Genomic DNA, 20,208 nt, shown 5'->3' with positions numbered 1-20,208 from the left:
TATCTTACATCCTCCGTCTGTATTCACAAAATCAATAGCATTACCTTTTCCCACAAAAAAACCTAGGTATTCGCCTAGGTTTTTAAAATCAAATTTTAGATAAACATTCCACTTACATTTTACTGCGCCTGCATGCCTACAATCGGAATCGTAGCCCACTTCGGCATATTTTTCTTCACTTTTGCCACTACAATAGTCATATCATCATTTATATAACCATCACAAGAGCGAATCACTTCTTCCATAATGATATCAGCAATTTCTTGCGGGTCTTCGGTTTGCAATTCTTTAATTTTTCGTTTCATCCACAATTCATGATTCTCTACATGCTGCGCTCCCTCAAAAATCCCATCGCTCATCATAATAAGGATATCGCCCGTTTTTAATTGTTCACCCACCACATCAACTTCAACATCTTCGATGATTCCCATCGGCAAATTACTTGCTTCAATTTTCAAAATATTATTCGCGCGTTTAACAAAACTCGGCGTTGATCCGATCTTTAAAAACCTTGCACTCGCATCTCGCAAATCTACCATAGCTAAGTCTAATGTCGTAAACATCTCTTCCGTCGTTCTCAAAGAAAGAATTGAATTAATAGACTTAATCGCTATTTCTTCGTCAATACCGGATTGGAGTATTTTTTGTAATAATTTCACCGTTTCCTTACTTTCCATATGAGCTCTTTGCCCATTCCCCATACCATCACTAATCGCAAGTGCATATTTGCCAACACTTAAATCCATCATCGCATAAGAGTCACCCGAAACAAATCCACCGCCCTTTGCGGCTGTGGCCAATCCCGTATCAAGAGAATACGTCTTCGCCGAACCGAATGATATTAAACTGTGGCCATTCGGATAAGAAGACTTTTCTTCATGTTTAACGACAATATTTTCTTTAAGGATATCCGAAAGCATCGGTGCAACTAACTTTTCACATTCACCATGTTCATTAGATGCAACGGGAATCAACATTTCAATATCAATACTTCCTCTATCTAAACAATAAATATCAACATGCTCTACTTCGACACCAAAATCACGGAACGCTTGCATAATCTGTTCTTCCTGCACCTGATGATTTTCACGCTCTCGTTGTATCTCCTTAGCAAAATCCTCCATAACCTTTGATACACCTAATAGTTGCTCCGCAACTATTCTACGATTTTCCTTCATTTGTTTTCGTAATTTTTGTCCCTCATAGAAATGATCTAATTCACCCGCTACTAAATCCGTCACTTTTTTCCCTCTCACACAATGCTTGTCCCACTCACGAACTAATTTACGATTATGTTGCAGGGTTCCTTCTTCCGTTTCACTCATTATTTGTTTCATATAATCGTACGTTTTATCGAAATTCACTACCCAGCATTGATCCTTTTTAAAGCATGTTTGACATGTTTTCGCAGTAATTGTACTCAAAAACAAATCTGCTTCTGTCTCTTTATCTTCTTCCTCTACATACCCATATACAGAAAAGCTATTAGATAAAGCAGCAAATACATTTGCAAATTGGTTGATTTTGTTCGCTGTAACATCGCGCATCCTTCTTAAATATTGTTGTTGATCTTGCGAATGCTCTTGTGTACCTGGCATAAATTTAGCAATACGATCTAAAACAAGCTTTGGCGTTAATAAGAAGATAGCAATCGCTACGCCTGACTCAATTAAAGTCGTTACAATATTTGTCTGTTTGTCTACATATAATGTAATTAAGCTTGTCCCAATTAATAAACCTAAACTAACACCTAAACGCTTCCCTTCTTTTAACAACCCACCAAGCAATCCAGAAAAAGCAAGAAGGCTAAGCTGGGACAAGCTAGATACATTTGCTAAACTTAATATCAAACCTGTTACGACCCCCACTGTAGATCCTGTAGCAGCACCCGCAATAAATGCAAATACTAGTACTAAATACCGTGTAAAAATATGTTGAATAGAAGCATCATATACAAACCAATCTGTTGTACCCGTTAAAACAGATGCTAGTAATATAATCAAACAAACAATTTCTTCCGTCTCTAACGCCTGTTGTTTTCCTTTCCTTTCTACTAAAAGCGGAACACTTTGTAAAAATATCATAGTTAATACAAAACTAAGCCCAGCCTCAATGGTACTAACGAGTAAATCGTACATGGTGACAGTTTGTTGTGCAAAATATACAACAACTAAGTGTGCGGTTAATGCGGAGATAAATACTTGAAATGGAACAAGTCCAACGGTTTTACGTGTGAATCTACTAAAGAAGATATTATAAATGAAGAAAGTAAAGATAGATGCAAAAGTAAAAAACAAATTATCTATCGAGACTGAAAGAGCTCCTCCCATTAGAGCTAAAAATGCTAGCGGCATCTTATCCCGCTTCATAACATAAACAGCAGCAAAAAATGGTAGTGCAAACGGTAAGATATTTGTTAATATATATGCTCTTCCCAAAAGAAAACCAATAACAACAATAATAAATCCCCATCTAAAGAAAACTTGTTCAAATTTCATTCGCAACTTACTCGTCCACTTTATTCCTCCAAGCTGACTCTCATTCATTGCCAATGCACTTGTATTCATAGTATTCCTTCCTGCTTTAGGCATACTTTTAACACCACCTGCATAGTTTAATTACTGTCATTATAAAAGATGATTGTTGGGATTTTTGTCAAAACAACAGTTTTCACTTTTATAATCGTTCGACTTTTTATTCGAAATAACTCTACAGATATACACGGTATGTAAGTTATTTCGGTTTTTTAATTAAATATTCAGAAAATATAGGGTGATTTTGTAGAAGTGTTGTATATCTTAATCCATTTAACAAAAAAAGATCATGCAAATTTGCATGATCTTTTTAGATGACCCGTACGGGATTCGAACCCGTGTTACCGCCGTGAAAGGGCGGTGTCTTAACCACTTGACCAACGGGCCGTTAAATTAAATATAGCGGCGGAGGGGATCGAACCCCCGACCTCACGGGTATGAACCGTACGCTCTAGCCAGCTGAGCTACACCGCCATGTCGTCGTATTTAACGGACAATTAGTATCTTACATCAGATATTATTTAAAGTCAACATATCTTGAAAACTTTTTTAAAATATATTTTCACATATAAAAAAGTACCCTGAGCCATCACTCTGGGTACCTCTCTATATGTTAAAAACTAAACGGTCTTATTATCCGCGACGTGCGCCACGGCCACCACGTTTAGACTCTGTGTTACGCTTTAAAGAAGTTAAACGATCTTCGCTATCCTTTAAGAAGCGTGCCATCTTTTGCTCAAATGTTTCTTTTGGAGCTCGGTCGTTACCGCCACCGCGATTATCTCTGTTGAAAGAGCGATTATTACGTTGTGGACGTCCAGAACGTTGTTGATCACCACCGCGTTGGTATTCACCGCGTGGACGATCTCCTTCTGTTTTTTCACGTTCTTTCGCTTTTTTGATAGATAAACCAATCTTTCCATCTTTTTCAACATTAATAACTTTTACTTCTACTTGGTCGCCCACTTTTAAGTGATCGTTAATATCTTTTACATAGTTATCAGCAACTTCACTAATATGAACAAGACCAGTTAAGCCTTCTGGCAGCTCCACAAAAGCCCCAAAATTTGTAATACCTGTTACTTTACCCTGTAACTTGCTGCCTACCTCGATTGACATAAAAAAAATGCTCCTCCTTAGTGGTTAAAAAGTCAAATTTTACTTTATTATATATAATCCTAAAATATAGTGTCAATAAGACATACTCTACTTCGAAACAGGAAAAATTATCTCCCCTTTACCAGAGAAGAAATAATCCCTTCTAGCAATCTTTAATACGTACTCTTCATCATTTAACTTTTGAACTTCGTCTTTTAGACTTTTTTCTTTATTCGTTAATGAATCCAGTTCTTTTTTCATGTCCTTAACTTTTGCTTCTTTTGCTTTAATGGAACTGTTTTGTTGATAAAACGTTACACTAATACTCGCAATAATTGTAAAAGTAAAGACAAGAAAAACCGCTAAACGGCGATAAAGTCGCTTCCTGTTCTCATCCGTTTGTATTATATGCTCTTTAACAGGATTTGGACTCTGTTTTTCGATTGTTCTTTGTCTCAGTTCCCTCATTTCCGAGGTCCCCCTAACTTCTTTTTTATACGCTCCCATATTTGGAAGATATGTCCCTTCAATTTTGCTATATATTGCAGGAACCCTATATGTTTCACTATAAAAAGTTTAACACGATTAGGGAGAAGTTTCCATATGAGCGAAGCAATAAATCGAACAGGCCAGAAAAAAACTTTCCATATGAAAAGTAATATCCAAATCACCATTTTCCATAACACATGTCCAATTGAAAGCAGTATACGAAATAAGAATAATATAAATGCAATAAATAGCTGCGCTATAATAATAACAGGTTTTATCATGAGTAGCTGTATAATTCGAACAAAAAAATATGTTGTTTGCATAAAAATATAGATGAGAAAATTTAACAGCTTCATGTATAGTGCTTTCAGTAAGCTTTGATATGCCGCAAAACCACATAATAATGCCAAAAACACATATATACGTAACTCAGCTTCATTTACGAGAAGCAATACATAAAAGACAAATAATGCTTGGACAATCCAAAATAGTATATCATGTATAAATACAAGCCAACGTTTACGTTCTTGACGCTTTAAAAAACGTTGATATGTATCTAAAGATGCTCCAATCCAAGCACCCATTCCAATCATTGAAAGCATTGTATACAACTGAATTGTTAAGCTCATTTAAACAACTTACTAAAGAAACCTTTAGTTTTTTCTCCTTGATTTTCATCAATATACAGCATCTCATGAACTTTCCCTTTAATCGACACAATACCTTTTTCTACATCTAAATTTTTCATTTGTAAATTTTGACCACGAATCGTTAAAAAACCCATTACGGTTTCGAGTAAAAACTCTTCGCTATCAAAACTCTCTACCTGCTTCACACCAGTAATATCAATTACACGCCTTCCACGCATAATAATATCATGCTCCACAGAAACATTTTGTTGATTAGAAGACGTAGGTGAGTAACCATTATTCACGTAAATCCCCCCATAGGTTTTTACTAGCTAATAGTAATGTATGAGGGGATAAATGATTTTAGAACAAGCCTTCTTCCGCTTTTACTTTTTCTTCGCGAACTAAGCTATACATATTTGCTGCATCTTCTTTTTTAGTTGTTTCTTTCAATTCATTTATTTTTACAGTCACTATTTTTTGACCAAAACGAATTGTTAATTCATCAGCTACTTTCACATCCGAACTTGCTTTTGCCACTTGACCATTAATAGATATTCTTCCTTGATCAGCTACTTCTTTCGCTAATGTTCTTCTTTTAATTAAACGTGACACTTTTAAAAACTTATCTAGACGCATCTCAAATCCCCCTATTAACGCTCTGTTTGTTTCGCTTCTTCCCATAAAACATCTAACTGTTCTAATGATAAATCTTCCATCTCTTTATTCATTTCAGCTACTTTTGCCTCCATGTATAAAAAACGACCAGTAAATTTCTCATTAGTTGAACGTAACGCCTCTTCTGGATCTATTTTATAATGACGAGCTATATTAACAAATGCAAATAGTAAATCACCAAACTCACCTAGCATCTTTTCCTCATCCATGTTTGTAACTTCTTGTTGGAACTCTTGCCATTCTTCCAAAGCTTTCTCTATCATAGGCTGCACATCAACCCAATCAAATCCAACCTTACCGGCTTTCTTCTGAATTTCATAGGCGCGTAGTAACTGCGGCAAACTTTTTGGAACGCCATTTAAAACAGATTCTTTCACGAATCCTTTTTCTTGTTTTTTAATTTCTTCCCAATTGGCAATCACTTCATCAGCATTGTTTACATCCGTATTTCCAAATACATGTGGATGGCGACGAACCATTTTCTCAGATAGAGTTCGAATGATTTCATCTATAGAAAACCAACCTTCATCTTCTCCAATTTGAGCATGAAGCATAACTTGTAATAATATATCACCTAATTCTTCTACTAAGTGATCATCATCCTCTTCATCAATTGCTTCCAATACTTCATAAGCTTCCTCAATTAAATATTTCTTTAATGATTGATGTGTTTGCTTTTTATCCCACGGACAACCATTTGGGCCTCGAAGTTCTGCAATAATTTCTCTAAGTACATCGAACTGTTGATACAAGGATGCACGCTCCTGAACTGGCGGCACATACACACTCGTTAAATTATTCAATTCCGTTTCATGATCTAACATATACAACGGTACCTTCTTTACTTGTTCAAATGAAGTTCCTGCAGCTGTTACGATATACACTTCATAATCATCCGGCAACATCTCCATTAATGTTAATTTCACATCAGATGCAACGAATGCATCATATACTTGGCAAAAGATTAGATGTTGACGTAATTCTAATTGTCCTCTTTTAAATGATGTAGCGTCAAGTAATTGAAATCCTTCAATTGGATCAATCTTTAGGCTTGCAAACATAGGATCAAGGAAACTTTGTCCACCCTCAATTCGCAATTCAACATTTGAATCTTCACCTTTTTCCAACAGTAGCTGAACTGTTCTTTCTGCTACAAGCGGATGCCCTGGAACAGCATAGATAATTTCTGTACCTTCAGCTTGTTCTAGCAATTTATTCGCAATTGTTTCATATACAATTTCAAACGTATCATGCGCTTCATATACATCATCAAAAGCCGTATATTGTACGCCTTCTTTCTCCAATTCTTCGATAACTGGATGTTCCTTCGTCCTAACAAACAGATGATCTGCTTCTTTTATCTTTCGATATACACCCATCGTTAGCTGATCTAATTCACCAGCACCTAAACCTAAAATAGTAATGATTCCACTCACAATCTGTCACCTCTATCCACTCTTCTTCAATGAACCTTCTTTTTTCTCTTGTTTCATAACGGTTCCTAATTCTTTTTTTGTAAATACACGTAATTTCAAAATTAAAAACATATATGTCAATCCGCCGACAACTACACCTAGCAACGCTTCAAGCGTCGCGATTCCTCTATGTTCCGTATCAATTACTAATCCAGACACCTGCAACACACGTGTGAACATCATTAATACAAATCCCATACAGATACCACTAATCACTACACCTAACATATTTCGCTTATTGATAAGCGATCCTGATACAGCTCTCATAAGCAACAAACTATTTAGCCCAGAAATTATAATTAACGCACACAAAGTCGCAAAGGCTGCCCCTTTCACACCAAAATAAGGCATAAATATATAATTTAACGCTAACTTTAAGCAACCTCCAAATACAACAAATAATGCTGGCTTAAATGTTTGTCCCAACCCTTGTAAAATAGAAGCCGTCGTAATTGACAACGAGCTAAATAAAATAGATAAAGATAAAATAGATAAAACATCTGATCCATCACTATTTTCAAACAACATAATATTCGTAGGTTGAATAATACAAGTTAGTCCAATAGCTGCTGCAAGTCCAATAACAAGTGTTATTTTCATTGCTAACTTTACCTTTTCTTGAATAAAGGAAAGATCTCCTCTTTCCTTCGCCGCTGTAATAATTGGAATAAGTGACAACGAGAAAGAAGTCGTCACAACAGTACCTAATTGCATTAGCGGAATACTTCTATCATAAACACCCTTTAATACCTTTGCACTTTCAACCTGTTCTCCCGCACCAATAAGTAAGGTGTACAAGGATATTGAATCTGCCATCTGTATAAAAATAAGCACTAAATTACTAACACAAATCGCTAACCCCTGCCAAAAAAGGATTTTAATTATCCTCCTTTTGCCCTTAATTCTCGCTACACTTTTGAAAAATATAGAACGAAAATCTCGACGCATATACAACATAAGTACAATAATCCCAATAAGTCCACCCGCAATTGAGCCTAACATAGCCCCTGCACCAACTGTATATAAATCAAATCCGTGAGCAATTAGGAATAGCGATAAAAATACAATAATAGAAACTCGAATTGTTTGTTCTATTACTTGCGAAACAGCTGTTGGCATCATATTATTGAAGCCTTGAAAATACCCTCTTGCTACAGACAAAAACGGCATCAATAAGAATGAAAATGAAATAACACGTAGTAACTTCTCTAAGTATATATCGCCCATAGCTATCGCAATTGTTTTGGCCCCAAAAAACAATGTAAAGAAGCCTATAAAACCAATTCCCAATAAAAACCAAAAAGATACACAAATAATTTCTTCTGCTTCTTTTTGTTTTCCCCGCTCTAGTCGTTCTGCAACCATTTTCGAAATGATAATAGGAAACCCATAAGTAGCTAAAATTAAACAAAATCCATAAAACGGGTAAATTTGTTGATAAATATAAAAACCAATATCACCCGCTATATTTTGATATGGAATACGGTAAAAAGCGCTTAATACTTTTGTAACAAAACTTGCAATCGTTAATATAATAGCCCCACGCCAAAAGGCTTGATACTTCTTCGCTTCCATACAAGAAAACTCCTTTTTCTATTCTCACCTCTCGTATTATATCATAAAGAAATGAACAAGCTGCCTTACCACCACGGGTAATAATAGGTTCCTGCACCGTTAAAAATACTCAACGAAAAAAGGTAGCAAAGCGCTACCTTCATTCAATATACATATATCTCCAAATAATTGATTTCTCAAAAAGAAAGATCATAATTAGGAAAAATTGCTACTTCTAAAATTATACACCCTTACTGTTCCATTTGTTTCGCTAAGAAACTGGCAGCAGTATTAACCGCTTTATGCTCGATTTCGCTTATAATAGCTTCTTTCGAAAAAATAATGACAGCTCCAATCGGGTCTCCGTTTGCAACAATCGGTCCAACTGTATAAGAATGAACCTTTTCTGTTACACCATCGATAATGGAAATATCACTTTCGTCCGTCATAATAACAGACTTTCGTTCTTCCATCGTTTTTTCGATTAAATCGCCAACACTTTTATTTAAGTATTCTTTTTTCGATACGCCTGATACTGCGATGATAGAATCTCGATCACAGACAAGCACATTATGTCCTAAGCTGTCATATAAAGCCTCAGCATATTCTTTTGCAAAATCACCTAGTTCACTAATTGGAGAATACTTCTTTAAAATTACCTCTCCATCGCGATCAACAAATATTTCTAGTGGGTCTCCTTCTCGAATACGTAAAGTTCTACGAATTTCCTTCGGGATTACTACCCTGCCTAAATCATCAATTCGACGTACGATTCCAGTTGCTTTCATTCTAATGCTGCCTCACTTTCTACTGATGATCAAAGTGGTGAATTTACCTGTTCATGTAAAAATCACCAACTGTTAGACATAGTATTTTACACATTAGTTCTTCTATGCACGTCGAATTGTATTTTTTTATCTTATTTTAGGCATTTATTACTTCTTTTTTTACATCTGGTAAGCCTTTTAATAAATTTTCAGCAATTGTTAACCACTTCGATGTCTCTAAACCATTTGTTTTCATAACAATTTTCAATTGTGATCCTTCCATTCCTAAACCGATCATACGTCCAAAACTATTTCCAAGCATGAATAATTTTCCACCATCAATATTTTGACTTGCTTGTTCAGAAAACAGGAATGTTACTTCAAATTTATTCTGTTTAATTAACTCAATTTGTTCTTTCATTGCCAACACTTTAATATTTGCAATTTGTAATAAATAACCGACTTCTTGTGGATAATCACCGAATCTATCGATCATTTCTTCCTGCAATTCTTCAATATCCTCAATTGCAGAAACACCTCTAAATTGTTTATACATCATAATTTTTTGCTTACTATCTGAAATATAAGCATCTGGTAAGTATGCATCTACCTCTAAGTCAATTTCAACATTAACTGTATTTTCAGCCCCATCTGTTCCTCTACGCTGTTCAATTGCATCTTTTAACATTTGAGAATATAGATCAAATCCGACAGAATCAATAAATCCATGCTGCTCTGCCCCTAACAAATTACCTGCTCCACGAATAGATAAATCTCTCATCGCAATTTTGAAACCAGATCCAAGTTCCGTGAACTCTTTAATTGCTTGCAGACGCTTCTCTGCAACCTCTGACAGCACTTTGTCACGTTTATAGGCAAAGTATGCATATGCAACACGATTAGAACGTCCAACACGCCCACGAAGCTGATACAACTGTGATAATCCCATACGATCTGCATCAAATACAATTAACGTATTTACATTCGGAATATCTACACCCGTCTCAATAATTGTTGTACTTACAAGAACATCATGCTGTCCTTCTAAAAATGATAGCATAACAGACTCTAATTCACTTTCGTTCATTTTCCCATGTGCGTATGTTACACGGGCATCTGGAACTAACATCGAAATTTCATCTGCTTTTCTTTCAATATCCTCTACACGGTTATATAGGAAGTAAATTTGACCGCCTCTTGCAAGCTCTCGCTCTATCGCCTCTCGCATTAATGCTGGATTATACTCTACTACATACGTTTGGACTGGGAAACGATTTTCTGGCGGTGTCTCAATAACAGATAAGTCGCGCACACCAAGCATAGACATATGAAGCGTCCGTGGAATCGGAGTTGCCGTTAATGTTAATACGTCAACATTCGCCTTCAATTGTTTAATTTTCTCTTTATGCGTCACACCAAATCTTTGTTCTTCATCAATAATAAGAAGCCCTAAATCTTTATAAGTAACATCTTTAGATAAAATACGATGTGTTCCGATTACAATATCTATTGTGCCATCCTTTAAACCCTTAATCGTTTCATTTTGTTGTTTTCTCGTACGGAATCTACTTAATAATCCTATATTGATTGGATAATCTTGAAAACGCTCTCGAATTGTTTCATAGTGTTGCTGCGCAAGAATCGTTGTCGGTACTAAAATTGCAACTTGTTTTTCATCCATAATTGCTTTAAATGCCGCACGAATAGCCACTTCAGTCTTTCCATACCCTACATCACCACAAAGGAGCCTATCCATCGGGCGTCCGCGTTCCATATCTTTTTTAATCTCGTCAATAGAACGTAACTGATCCTCTGTCTCTTGATATGGGAAAGATGATTCGAACTCTTGTTGTTCTGCTGTATCTGGCGTATATGCATAGCCTTTTGAAGCTTCGCGTTCAGCATATAGTTTAATTAGGTCATCCGCAATGTCTTGTACAGATTTTTCAACTTTCGTTTTAACCTTCTTCCAATCATTACCACCTAATTTGTAAACTTTTGGATCCTTACCTTCAGACCCTACATATTTTTGGACTTGATCAATTTGTTCAATTGGAACGTATAACTTATCATTACCTTGATATTTAATATTTAAATAATCTTTATGAACACCATTAATCTCTAATGTCTCAATACCTAAAAATTTACCTATACCATGATTTACATGAACTACATAATCTCCAACTTTTAATTCCGAATAACTTTTAATACGTTCAGCATTCGATAACTTTTGTTTACGTTGTGATTTTTTAACTTTCTTATGAAAAAGCTCCTTTTCAGTAATGACAACAAGCTTTTGCATCGGCATTTCAAATCCTGCATGTAAATCACCTACAGCAATTTGTAACCTTCCAGACAATAAGATATCTGTACCTTCCACAATATCTGCCTCAATATCATAATCACTTAAAATATGTTGTAATTTTTTCACACGTTCATCATCTGTTCCAAGTACAACAGTCGTAAAATGCCCTTCATTCCATCTATCAATTTCTGTTTTTAACAAATTCATCTGTCCATGGAAATCTTGCATTGTTTTACATGTTACATTCACAATATTTTGCGGATGTGTGTGTGCAATATGACGCAAGAATAACGTTAAATATACAAAATTTCTTTTTTTATGATGAAGAAATCCCTCGAATGCGTGAGAGAAAGATAAATCTTGAATAATTGTTCCTTCACCAAGAAGTGATATATACCATTCCGCCTCTTCTGTTTCCAGATGTGATGCTGTTTCTTGAATACGGGAAATCTCATCTAAAATTACAACACCGTCTTCTGGTAAATAATCTATCAGACTAGCAGGTTCTTTATAGAAAATAGATAAGTATTTAAACATCTGTTCTATACTTTGCCCGTTTTTCAACATCTCAATTTCATGACTTACCGTCTCAAGTACTGTAGTCTTTAGTTTATCATCAGAAAGTTTTTGCATCGTCTTAGTCAAACCTTCTTCAAGATGCTGAATTCCTGATTTTAATTCTTCCTGTGAAAATAAAAACTCTGTTGCCGGACCAAACTTAACGCTTTCTTTTTTTCCTTGAGAACGCTGTTCATCCACATCAAATAATCGAATAGAATCGACTTCTGTATCGAAGAATTCAATACGAAATGGTAGTTCTTCAGTTAAAGGATAAATATCTAATATTCCCCCGCGCAAACTGAACTCCCCTGGAGCTTCTACCATCGACTTACGTTCATAGCCAATATGATGTAAAGTATGCAAGAGCGCATCTAAATCAATCTCTTGCCCTAGATTGATTTCAACTTGCTTTTGCTTCCACAATTCTTTTATTGGTAAAAATCTACGCAATCCTGCCACTGGAGCTACAATGATTCCATTCTCTCCAGCAGCCAAGCGATTTAACACTTCTATACGTTGCGCCTTCAATTCTGGACTTGCAACCCCAATTTCCGATGCTATAAGTTCATTCACTGGATATAGCCACACATCTTTTTCACCAAGTAACGCCACTAAATCTTCATGTACTTTTTGCGCTTGGTATAAGTTATGTGTCACGATTAATTGTGATTTTTTTGTTTTTTTATATAAAGCCGCCATTAATAATGAACGAGAAGACGTTGCCATCCCTGATATAAGTTGTTCCTTTAACCCATCTTCTAATCCATTAATAACTGATTGTATCTCTTTATTTTTATAAAATTGCTCTAATAAACCTATCATTTTTAAAACTCCTCTCAACATAAAGAGCAAGCCATTCTATTTTATGCAAATATTTCGGAAAAGGAAAACAGAAAAATGCTTTGGACATGCCAAAGCGACAACATTTTATTGCAGAAATTTTTCATATTCATAATACTCAGGATAAGATGCGAGCGTTTCTTGACACGATTCACAAATCGTTTTTATATATATATTTCCATTCTCATGAAAATGAATCATCTCTACTACTTCTTGCTCTGTTAGTTGAAATAAAACGTCGCTATATACTTTTTCTGCGTTAATGGAGCCTACATTACCTCCGCAGTGTCTGCAATAATAATACCCTTCCATACTAGCCTCCTAAAAATTAAATTACTACTAGTATGGGTAAAACAAAAAAGAAATATTCCTAATCTCATTTTTAACTATTGAAAGTATTCATGATTTGGAGAAAAGGCTTATTTAGCCACTCTTCACATGCATCCGCTGCTTTTTCAATAGAATGGTTAACATCCGGAATCTCTTCAGATGTAAAGCGTCCTAATACATAATCGACTACCTTCATTCCATTTTTCGGGCGATCAATTCCCATACGGATACGTTGAAATTCTTGTGTTCCTAGGTGTGAAATCATTGACTTTACACCATTATGTCCACCAGCACTACCTTTCATGCGAAGACGCAATTTACCTACAGGAATGTCTAAATCGTCGTACATAACAACGAAGTCCTCAACATCAATTTTATAATAATCCATGAGTGGACGAATACTTTCTCCAGATAAATTCATATATGTTAGCGGCTTTAATAAGATTACCTTTTCTCCATTAACAAAACCTGCACCAAATACACCTTTAAATTTTTGTTCATTCAAAGAAATGTTCCAACGCTTCGCAAGTTCATCAATGGCCATAAATCCAATATTATGCCTTGTTAATTCATATTCTCTACCTGGGTTCCCAAGTCCTACTATCAATTTCATTCTTGTACCACTACTTTCTTTTTTCGATACGAAAAGACGTAACCAATTTTGGTTACGTCTCATTCTATCCAATTAATTGAATAATACACTCACAGATTCTTCTTCGTATACACGAATGATTGCTTCTCCGATTAATGGAGCAACTGAAAGTTCATGTACTTTGTCGATTTTCTTCTCTTCCGGTAATACGATAGAGTTCGTTACAACTAACTCTTTAATATTTGAATTTTGAATACGTTCAATTGCTGGACCAGATAATACTGGGTGTGTACAGCAAGCATATACTTCAGAAGCACCGTTCTCAACAAGAGCGTTTGCTGCTAATGTAATTGTACCAGCTGTATCAATGATGTCATCAATTAAAATCGCTGTTTTGCCTTCAATATTACCGATAATGTTCATTACCTCTGATACGTTCGGGCGAGGGCGACGCTTATCAATAATAGCGATTGGCGCTTTTAGACGATCTGCCATTTTTCTTGCACGAGTTACACCACCATGATCAGGAGACACGATTACGATATCTTTAAGACCTTTTGTTTCAAAGTAATCAGAAAGAATCGGTACACCCATTAAGTGGTCGATTGGGATATCAAAGAACCCTTGAATTTGTGGAGCATGTAAATCTAGAGTGATTACACGAGTTGCACCTGCTGTTTCAAGCAAGTTTGCTACAAGTTTCGATGTAATTGGTTCACGAGAACGCGCTTTACGGTCTTGACGCGCATAACCATAATAAGGAATAACAATATTAATTGTTTTCGCAGATGCACGTTTTAATGCATCGATCATAATAAGTAATTCCATGATATGTTCGTTTACTGGGAAGCTTGTAGATTGAATAATGAATACATCGCAACCACGGATACTTTCTTCAATGTTAATTTGAACTTCTCCATCACTAAAACGATCAACAGAACATTTTCCTAGTCCTACTCCAATATGCTTTGCAATCTGCTCAGCAAGTTCCTTATTAGAGTTTAAAGAGAATACTTTCAAATTAGAATTTAGATATTGAGTCGACATCTAGATTAACCCTCCACATTATGATTTTTTCTTATTCAGCAATTGATCAACATAGTCTTCTTTGTTAACTTGACGTGCACGTGCTACCGATAATGCTTTTGATGGAACATTCTCTGTAATTGTAGAGCCTGCTGCCACATAAGCACCATCTTCAACTGTTACTGGAGCAACAAGGTTTGAATTACATCCAATAAATACCCCATTACCAATCACAGTTTTGAATTTATTCTTACCGTCATAGTTCACCGTAATTGAACCACAACCAAGATTCACGTCTTCTCCAACTTGTGCATCCCCGATATAACTCAAGTGTGAAGCTTTACTTCTATTACCAAAGACAGTTTTTTTGATTTCCACGAAGTTTCCAACGCGTACTTCGTCTCCAATAACTGAATCTGGGCGAATATGTGCAAATGGACCAACCGATACTTCTGTACCAAGTTTACTATCATGTACAGTAGATTGACGAATTGTCGTACGATCTCCAATTTCACTATCACGAATTACTGTATGCGGTCCAATTTCACAATCAGAACCAATTACAGTGTTCCCCTCAATAATTGTTCCTGGATGAAGAACTGTATCACTACCGATAATTGCATCAGCAGAAATATAAGTGTTACTTGGATCAATAATTGTAACACCATTTACCATGTTCTTTCGGTTGATACGGTTTTTCATAATAATTTCCGCTTGCGATAGAGCGACTCTGTCGTTAACACCTAACGTTTCATCGAACTGCTCTGTTTGATAAGCTGATACGATATGACCTTCATTTTTTAAAATCTCAATAACATCTGGAAGGTAATATTCACCTTGTACGTTATCATTTGAAACTTTAGAAAGTGAAGCAAATAAAGCCTTATTATCAAAACAATACGTACCTGTATTGATTTCTTTAATAGCTAATTCTTTCTCATTTGCATCTTTATGCTCAACAATCTTTTCAACATGACCATTCTCATTACGAACAATACGGCCATATCCAGCAGGTTCTTCTATGTACGCTGTTAGCACCGTCGCCATTGCTCCTGCTTCTTTATGTTGCTGAAGTAATGCTTCCATCGTTTCAGCAGTTATTAGCGGCGTATCACCACAAATAACTAAAGTTGTTCCTTCTTCATTTGCAAGTACACTTGCAGCTTGATCTACAGCATGTGCTGTACCAAGTTGTTCTGCTTGTAATGCAAACTCACTTACGTTTCCTAGCTGTTCTTGTACCATTTCAGCACCATGTCCAACAACCGTTACAAGTTTCTGCAATCCTAATTGAGATACTTGATCGACTACGTGTTGTACCATGGGTTTTCCACATACAGGATGCAGCACTTTGTATAGCTTAGACTTCATACGTGTGCCTTTACCTGCAGCTAGAATCACTGCAAATCTGTTTGACATATAGACCCTCCATCGCAACCTATTTATCCATTAAAGATATTATCCTAAATCATCATATATTTCAAGAAACACATTTTAACTATTAAATTTTACCATAATTCTTATAAGATGTTTTACTCTTTAGTATCTTTTTTAAGAAATAAGCTATACTATTTAAAATGATTTTGAAAAAATTAGTAGTTTCTTCTTTTTATATTAATGAATTATGAAATTTACAAATATAAAGTAAAAAAAACAAACTCCTGTAAATGCTTACAGGAGTTTGCTACAAAATTATAAGGCTTTTCGTCAAAGCCCTTTTCATTCGAATTTTACGAAGCACCTGCTTCTTCAAACTCAACCTCTTCTAACTCGCCTAAACGATGATACTCTGTTAAAACCGCATCTTGAATTTTAGAGCGTGTACCAGAATTAATCGGATGTGCAATGTCACGGAACTCTCCATCTGGAGTACGTTTACTTGGCATTGCTACAAATAATCCATTATTACCATCAATTACACGAATATCATGAACAACAAATTCATGGTCCAAAGTAATAGAGGCAATTGCTCTCATGCGGCCTTCTGTGTTTACGCGGCGTAATCTTACGTCAGTCACTTCCATCTTGTGTTCACCACCCTTTTCTAAATAAGCGATATATTTGTATAAATTCCACAAATTTTCTATTTTCCCTTTAATTTTTTAAAAATTTTTAAGATAAAAATTTTTAATGTAGTTGAATATAGAGATTAGTGGAGGTTATCGCTTACAAAAGGTTACTTAACTAGGGCGATTACTTCAATTTCAACGGAAACATCTTTCGGTAATTTTGCTACTTGCACACAAGATCGAGCTGGTTTATGAGTAGAGAAATAAGAGCTATATACTTCATTCACTGCATTAAAATCATCCATGTCCTTTAAAAATACTGTTGTTTTTACGACTGTATCAAATGAAGCACCTGCTTCCTCTAATACCGCTTGTAAATTTTGAAATACTTGTTCTGTTTGTACTGTTACATCTCCTGTTACAAGCTCCCCATTTTCCGTTAATGGAATTTGTCCTGAGCTATAAAACATATTATTTACAATAATCCCTTGTGAGTAAGGTCCAATCGCTTGTGGTGCCTTGCTTGTTTGAACAACTTTCATACTTTTCACCCTTTTATTATTTATTTTACTCTTTAAAAATAGTGTACGAAAGGCAGTTTGTCCATCTATTTTATAATCTATAAATAAAATAAAAAAAGATAGAGCTATCTGCTCTACCTTTTATTCAGCCTCTACAAGCCCTTCATCAAATGGTGCAAGAGAATAATTCCCTTTTTCCACTTGAATCGTTTTTTCTTTCACATCAACTTCCGATAGACGAATTAATGATACAAAATTATTAATTAGTCGTTCTTCAATATCTGTGGATTCTACTAATACACCAATACCAACAACATTAGCCTTGAACTCTTCTAACATACTCATCATACCTTGAATCGTTCCACCAGCTTTCATGAAGTCATCAATAATTAAAACATTCGATCCTTCTGGAAGGCTGCGTTTTGCTAATGTCATTGTTTGAATTCGTTTAGAAGAACCCGACACATAGTTAATACTAACAGTCGGACCTTCTGTTACCTTATTATCTTTCCTTGCAATTACAACTGGTACATCTAAGTAATTTGCCACTGCATAAGCAAGTGGAATCCCTTTCGTTGCCACCGTCATAACCGCATCAATTGATTGCCTAGCAAAAACAGAAGCAAACAAACGACCTGCGCCATTAATATGGCGAGGATTACTCAATAAATCTGTCATGTATAAGTAACCGCCAGGCAAAATACGATCTGGATTTTCAAATAAGCCACAAAGCTCATCAATAATTAGATCTGCCTCTTCTTCACTTATATACGGTATATATTTCACTCCTCCTGCTGCTCCTGGTATCGTTTGCAATGTGCCGACCCCTTGTTGTTCAAACGTTTGCTTAATAATAACTAAATCTTCACTAATGGAAGACTTAGCCGATTGATACCTTTCAGCAAAAAAAGTGAGAGATACTAGCTGACGAGGGTTTTGTAGCAAGTAATAAGTCATATCGACTAATCTTGTACTTCTTCTAATTTTCATACTCTCACCTCAAATCACGAATATTCTAAACAAATCATAACGTATTATACGTCTTTATTCAAGCGTTTCTCGCTCTCCTAATAAACGTACCGCATAGACCTGTTCACAAAATCCTTTTAACCCGTTATAAATGCGATGCATTCGAGAATCATGGTGTACAAGTCCAAATACAGTTGGACCACTTCCACTCATCAATACAGCATCCGCTCCGAATCGCTTCATCTGTGATTTAATACGTGCAACTTCAGGATGCATTCCAAATGTTACATCTTCTAAAACGTTACCAACAGTATCACAAATCCCTTTATAATCTCCAGAATTTATGACATCAACCATTTTATCTACATTTGGATGTGTAACTCGATTTAACTTTAAATTTCCATACACATCAGCAGTAGATACACCTATATGTGGTTTCGCTAAAATAACCCAACAAGAAGGCGGAGTCTTTATATGCTCAATTTTCTCTCCTCTTCCAGTGGCAATTGCTGTGCCGCCGTATACACAGAACGATACATCTGATCCAATTTCTGCGCCAAGCTCTGCTAACTCATCAATTGTAAGCCCTAAATTCCATAATTTATTAAGACCACGTAATGTCGCTGCTGCATCACTACTTCCACCTGCTAATCCAGCTGCTACTGGAATCGTTTTTTCAATAGTAATAGATACACCTTTTTTTACATTAAACTTCTCTTTTAATAATTTCGCTGCCTGATAAGCTAAATTTCGTTGGTCGTCTGGGACATACCGATTATGGGATAAAATTTCAATACGGTCTTCTGCTAATTCCGTTAGTTCTAGACGATCTGCTAAATCAATGGTTGTCATAATCATTTTCACTTCATGATATCCGTCTTGTCTTTTTCCCAGTACATCTAACGACAGATTAATCTTTGCTGGTGCTTTCACTAGTAGCTTCAATCTATTCACCCACTCTATGTACTCAATCTTTTATCGTTTATTTTACCATAAATTTATAGTAAGACGATGACACTTCCCTAATTATAACGAAAAGCATTCAGAATGAAACTACTTATGTAAAATGATGGCACCTTTTAGAGTACAAAAAGCCGAGGAATGTCTCCTCGGCTACCGTAGCATAGAAAGTATCTTACAACTACTGGTTTCGTTTCATTAATTGCTGTTCTGCAATTTCTATAGCACGTTTCACCATGTTACCAGCATCTTTCGCACGAATTCCGCCCCATCCTTCTTTCTGAACAACATCATAAAAGCCAAGCTCTTTTGCTAGCTCTTCTTTAAATTGGTTTGACATGACACCTCTTCGTCTACTCAATGCAGAGTCCCTCCTTATTTTGCTACGGTATAGTTAGTATGCAAAATAATATAGCTTTTCATTTATGGGAATATATGTAATGATATATGGATTATAAAATGACCTCATTATGAGGGTCTCCATAAAATGTTAACTCTACTGTCTCTGTTAAAACATCTGCATAACTATAAGATACACGTTGCAACGCATCTTCTTGTTGATCCAATTGTACAACAAAAACAGAACGGTATGTTTCTGCTAGTACACCTGATTGCTCCACAGTTTTTCTTCTTCCACTATTTGCTTTTAACATAAGTCGCTGTCCAAGATGGTGATCTAATTCGCTTTTAATTTCATCTAAACGTTTTGACATATACTTCGCTACACCTCGCTGTAATTTAGATTGAACACTTAAAGCACTATATATCTATCCTAATTATTAACCGCGATTCACAGCTAATATCATCTTGCGTTTGAATAGATAGAAGAAATACTATATTGTAAAAGTATCATTACGTAGTCTGTACGTTC

The 20,208-nt window shown here is 35.6% G+C and carries 20 protein-coding genes and 2 tRNA genes; all 22 read right to left on the bottom strand.

The window, feature by feature from the left end; translation table 11 throughout:
* Positions 1-119: 119 nt before the first annotated feature.
* Positions 120-2,591: a stage II sporulation protein E gene (gene spoIIE, locus DOS87_RS00400; protein ID WP_001123551.1), complete on the bottom strand. Its 2,472-nt coding sequence runs from the start codon at positions 2,589-2,591 to the stop codon at positions 120-122.
* A 258-nt stretch (positions 2,592-2,849) separates the two neighbouring features.
* A tRNA-Glu gene (locus DOS87_RS00395) sits at positions 2,850-2,921 on the bottom strand.
* A 13-nt stretch (positions 2,922-2,934) separates the two neighbouring features.
* Positions 2,935-3,008 (bottom strand) — tRNA-Met (locus tag DOS87_RS00390).
* Between the two features lie 159 nt (positions 3,009-3,167).
* Positions 3,168-3,653 carry a S1 domain-containing RNA-binding protein gene (locus DOS87_RS00385; RefSeq protein WP_000021451.1) on the bottom strand — a complete coding sequence of 162 codons (486 nt, stop codon included), beginning with the start codon at positions 3,651-3,653 and terminating at the stop codon, positions 3,168-3,170.
* 87 nt (positions 3,654-3,740) lie between these two features.
* A complete protein-coding gene (divIC, locus tag DOS87_RS00380) occupies positions 3,741-4,100 on the bottom strand; it encodes a cell division protein DivIC (RefSeq protein ID WP_001208739.1) in 360 nt (119 codons plus the stop codon).
* Complete coding sequence (yabQ, locus tag DOS87_RS00375; RefSeq protein ID WP_000059770.1) at positions 4,097-4,750, bottom strand: spore cortex biosynthesis protein YabQ; 654 nt, start codon at positions 4,748-4,750, stop codon at positions 4,097-4,099. Before yabQ ends, divIC begins: the two co-directional genes overlap by 4 nt.
* Complete coding sequence (gene yabP / locus DOS87_RS00370; protein ID WP_001059105.1) at positions 4,747-5,055, bottom strand: sporulation protein YabP; 309 nt, start codon at positions 5,053-5,055, stop codon at positions 4,747-4,749. The genes yabQ and yabP overlap by 4 nt, the downstream gene beginning before the upstream one ends.
* Positions 5,056-5,113: 58 nt before the next feature.
* The gene (locus DOS87_RS00365) at positions 5,114-5,389 is read right to left on the bottom strand and encodes an RNA-binding S4 domain-containing protein (protein WP_001234876.1); all 276 of its coding nucleotides are present in this window, start codon (positions 5,387-5,389) and stop codon (positions 5,114-5,116) included.
* Between the two features lie 14 nt (positions 5,390-5,403).
* Positions 5,404-6,864, bottom strand: a complete 1,461-nt coding sequence (gene mazG, locus DOS87_RS00360) for a bifunctional methyltransferase/pyrophosphohydrolase YabN (protein ID WP_000014233.1) — start codon at positions 6,862-6,864, stop codon at positions 5,404-5,406.
* Positions 6,865-6,876: 12 nt separating this feature from the next.
* Positions 6,877-8,478, bottom strand: a complete 1,602-nt coding sequence (locus tag DOS87_RS00355; protein WP_098577808.1) for a putative polysaccharide biosynthesis protein — start codon at positions 8,476-8,478, stop codon at positions 6,877-6,879.
* Positions 8,479-8,708: 230 nt separating this feature from the next.
* Complete coding sequence (gene spoVT / locus DOS87_RS00350; RefSeq protein ID WP_000648306.1) at positions 8,709-9,245, bottom strand: stage V sporulation protein T; 537 nt, start codon at positions 9,243-9,245, stop codon at positions 8,709-8,711.
* Between the two features lie 136 nt (positions 9,246-9,381).
* A complete protein-coding gene (gene mfd / locus DOS87_RS00345) occupies positions 9,382-12,912 on the bottom strand; it encodes a transcription-repair coupling factor (protein WP_000579722.1) in 3,531 nt (1,176 codons plus the stop codon).
* Positions 12,913-13,017: 105 nt separating this feature from the next.
* Positions 13,018-13,242 carry an anti-sigma-F factor Fin family protein gene (locus tag DOS87_RS00340; RefSeq protein ID WP_000399438.1) on the bottom strand — a complete coding sequence of 75 codons (225 nt, stop codon included), beginning with the start codon at positions 13,240-13,242 and terminating at the stop codon, positions 13,018-13,020.
* A gap of 70 nt (positions 13,243-13,312) precedes the next feature.
* Positions 13,313-13,873 (bottom strand): aminoacyl-tRNA hydrolase, encoded by a 561-nt coding sequence (gene pth / locus DOS87_RS00335; protein WP_014894852.1) that lies wholly within the window; start codon positions 13,871-13,873, stop codon positions 13,313-13,315.
* Between the two features lie 72 nt (positions 13,874-13,945).
* The gene (locus DOS87_RS00330) at positions 13,946-14,899 is read right to left on the bottom strand and encodes a ribose-phosphate diphosphokinase (RefSeq protein WP_000107420.1); all 954 of its coding nucleotides are present in this window, start codon (positions 14,897-14,899) and stop codon (positions 13,946-13,948) included.
* 18 nt (positions 14,900-14,917) lie between these two features.
* Positions 14,918-16,297 carry a bifunctional UDP-N-acetylglucosamine diphosphorylase/glucosamine-1-phosphate N-acetyltransferase GlmU gene (gene glmU / locus DOS87_RS00325; protein ID WP_000071039.1) on the bottom strand — a complete coding sequence of 460 codons (1,380 nt, stop codon included), beginning with the start codon at positions 16,295-16,297 and terminating at the stop codon, positions 14,918-14,920.
* Between the two features lie 311 nt (positions 16,298-16,608).
* On the bottom strand, positions 16,609-16,902 hold the full coding sequence (gene spoVG, locus DOS87_RS00320; RefSeq protein ID WP_000454041.1) for a septation regulator SpoVG: 294 nt from the start codon (positions 16,900-16,902) through the stop codon (positions 16,609-16,611).
* Between the two features lie 152 nt (positions 16,903-17,054).
* Entirely contained in the window at positions 17,055-17,429 is a 375-nt protein-coding gene (locus DOS87_RS00315; protein ID WP_000869823.1) for a RidA family protein, read from the bottom strand.
* Between the two features lie 120 nt (positions 17,430-17,549).
* Entirely contained in the window at positions 17,550-18,398 is an 849-nt protein-coding gene (purR, locus tag DOS87_RS00310) for a pur operon repressor (protein WP_000702467.1), read from the bottom strand.
* A gap of 54 nt (positions 18,399-18,452) precedes the next feature.
* Positions 18,453-19,322: a 4-(cytidine 5'-diphospho)-2-C-methyl-D-erythritol kinase gene (gene ispE, locus DOS87_RS00305; protein WP_000772104.1), complete on the bottom strand. Its 870-nt coding sequence runs from the start codon at positions 19,320-19,322 to the stop codon at positions 18,453-18,455.
* 196 nt (positions 19,323-19,518) lie between these two features.
* Complete coding sequence (gene sspF, locus DOS87_RS00300) at positions 19,519-19,698, bottom strand: acid-soluble spore protein SspF (protein ID WP_002094215.1); 180 nt, start codon at positions 19,696-19,698, stop codon at positions 19,519-19,521.
* Between the two features lie 91 nt (positions 19,699-19,789).
* On the bottom strand, positions 19,790-20,050 hold the full coding sequence (gene veg, locus DOS87_RS00295; RefSeq protein WP_000044347.1) for a biofilm formation stimulator Veg: 261 nt from the start codon (positions 20,048-20,050) through the stop codon (positions 19,790-19,792).
* Positions 20,051-20,208 lie beyond the last annotated feature (158 nt).

Origin of the sequence: Bacillus sp. CR71 (genome assembly GCF_003429245.1) — a bacterium.
GTDB classification, from domain to species: domain Bacteria; phylum Bacillota; class Bacilli; order Bacillales; family Bacillaceae_G; genus Bacillus_A; species Bacillus_A thuringiensis_S.
Note: the sequence above shows the minus strand (reverse complement) of the source record. Positions and strands in the feature narration are given on the sequence as shown.

What these genes read in the sequence shown, in the direction of transcription:
- spoIIE (WP_001123551.1), bottom strand. Translation starts at nt 2,591, where the DNA reads ATGCCTAAAGCAGGAAGGAATACTATGAATACAAGTGCATTGGCAATG.
- DOS87_RS00385 (WP_000021451.1), bottom strand. Translation starts at nt 3,653, where the DNA reads ATGTCAATCGAGGTAGGCAGCAAGTTACAGGGTAAAGTAACAGGTATT.
- divIC (WP_001208739.1), bottom strand. Translation starts at nt 4,100, where the DNA reads ATGAGGGAACTGAGACAAAGAACAATCGAAAAACAGAGTCCAAATCCT.
- yabQ (WP_000059770.1), bottom strand. Translation starts at nt 4,750, where the DNA reads ATGAGCTTAACAATTCAGTTGTATACAATGCTTTCAATGATTGGAATG.
- DOS87_RS00365 (WP_001234876.1), bottom strand. Translation starts at nt 5,389, where the DNA reads ATGCGTCTAGATAAGTTTTTAAAAGTGTCACGTTTAATTAAAAGAAGA.
- DOS87_RS00355 (WP_098577808.1), bottom strand. Translation starts at nt 8,478, where the DNA reads ATGGAAGCGAAGAAGTATCAAGCCTTTTGGCGTGGGGCTATTATATTA.
- spoVT (WP_000648306.1), bottom strand. Translation starts at nt 9,245, where the DNA reads ATGAAAGCAACTGGAATCGTACGTCGAATTGATGATTTAGGCAGGGTA.
- mfd (WP_000579722.1), bottom strand. Translation starts at nt 12,912, where the DNA reads ATGATAGGTTTATTAGAGCAATTTTATAAAAATAAAGAGATACAATCA.
- DOS87_RS00340 (WP_000399438.1), bottom strand. Translation starts at nt 13,242, where the DNA reads ATGGAAGGGTATTATTATTGCAGACACTGCGGAGGTAATGTAGGCTCC.
- pth (WP_014894852.1), bottom strand. Translation starts at nt 13,873, where the DNA reads ATGAAATTGATAGTAGGACTTGGGAACCCAGGTAGAGAATATGAATTA.
- DOS87_RS00330 (WP_000107420.1), bottom strand. Translation starts at nt 14,899, where the DNA reads ATGTCGACTCAATATCTAAATTCTAATTTGAAAGTATTCTCTTTAAAC.
- glmU (WP_000071039.1), bottom strand. Translation starts at nt 16,297, where the DNA reads ATGTCAAACAGATTTGCAGTGATTCTAGCTGCAGGTAAAGGCACACGT.
- spoVG (WP_000454041.1), bottom strand. Translation starts at nt 16,902, where the DNA reads ATGGAAGTGACTGACGTAAGATTACGCCGCGTAAACACAGAAGGCCGC.
- DOS87_RS00315 (WP_000869823.1), bottom strand. Translation starts at nt 17,429, where the DNA reads ATGAAAGTTGTTCAAACAAGCAAGGCACCACAAGCGATTGGACCTTAC.
- purR (WP_000702467.1), bottom strand. Translation starts at nt 18,398, where the DNA reads ATGAAAATTAGAAGAAGTACAAGATTAGTCGATATGACTTATTACTTG.
- veg (WP_000044347.1), bottom strand. Translation starts at nt 20,050, where the DNA reads ATGTCAAAACGTTTAGATGAAATTAAAAGCGAATTAGATCACCATCTT.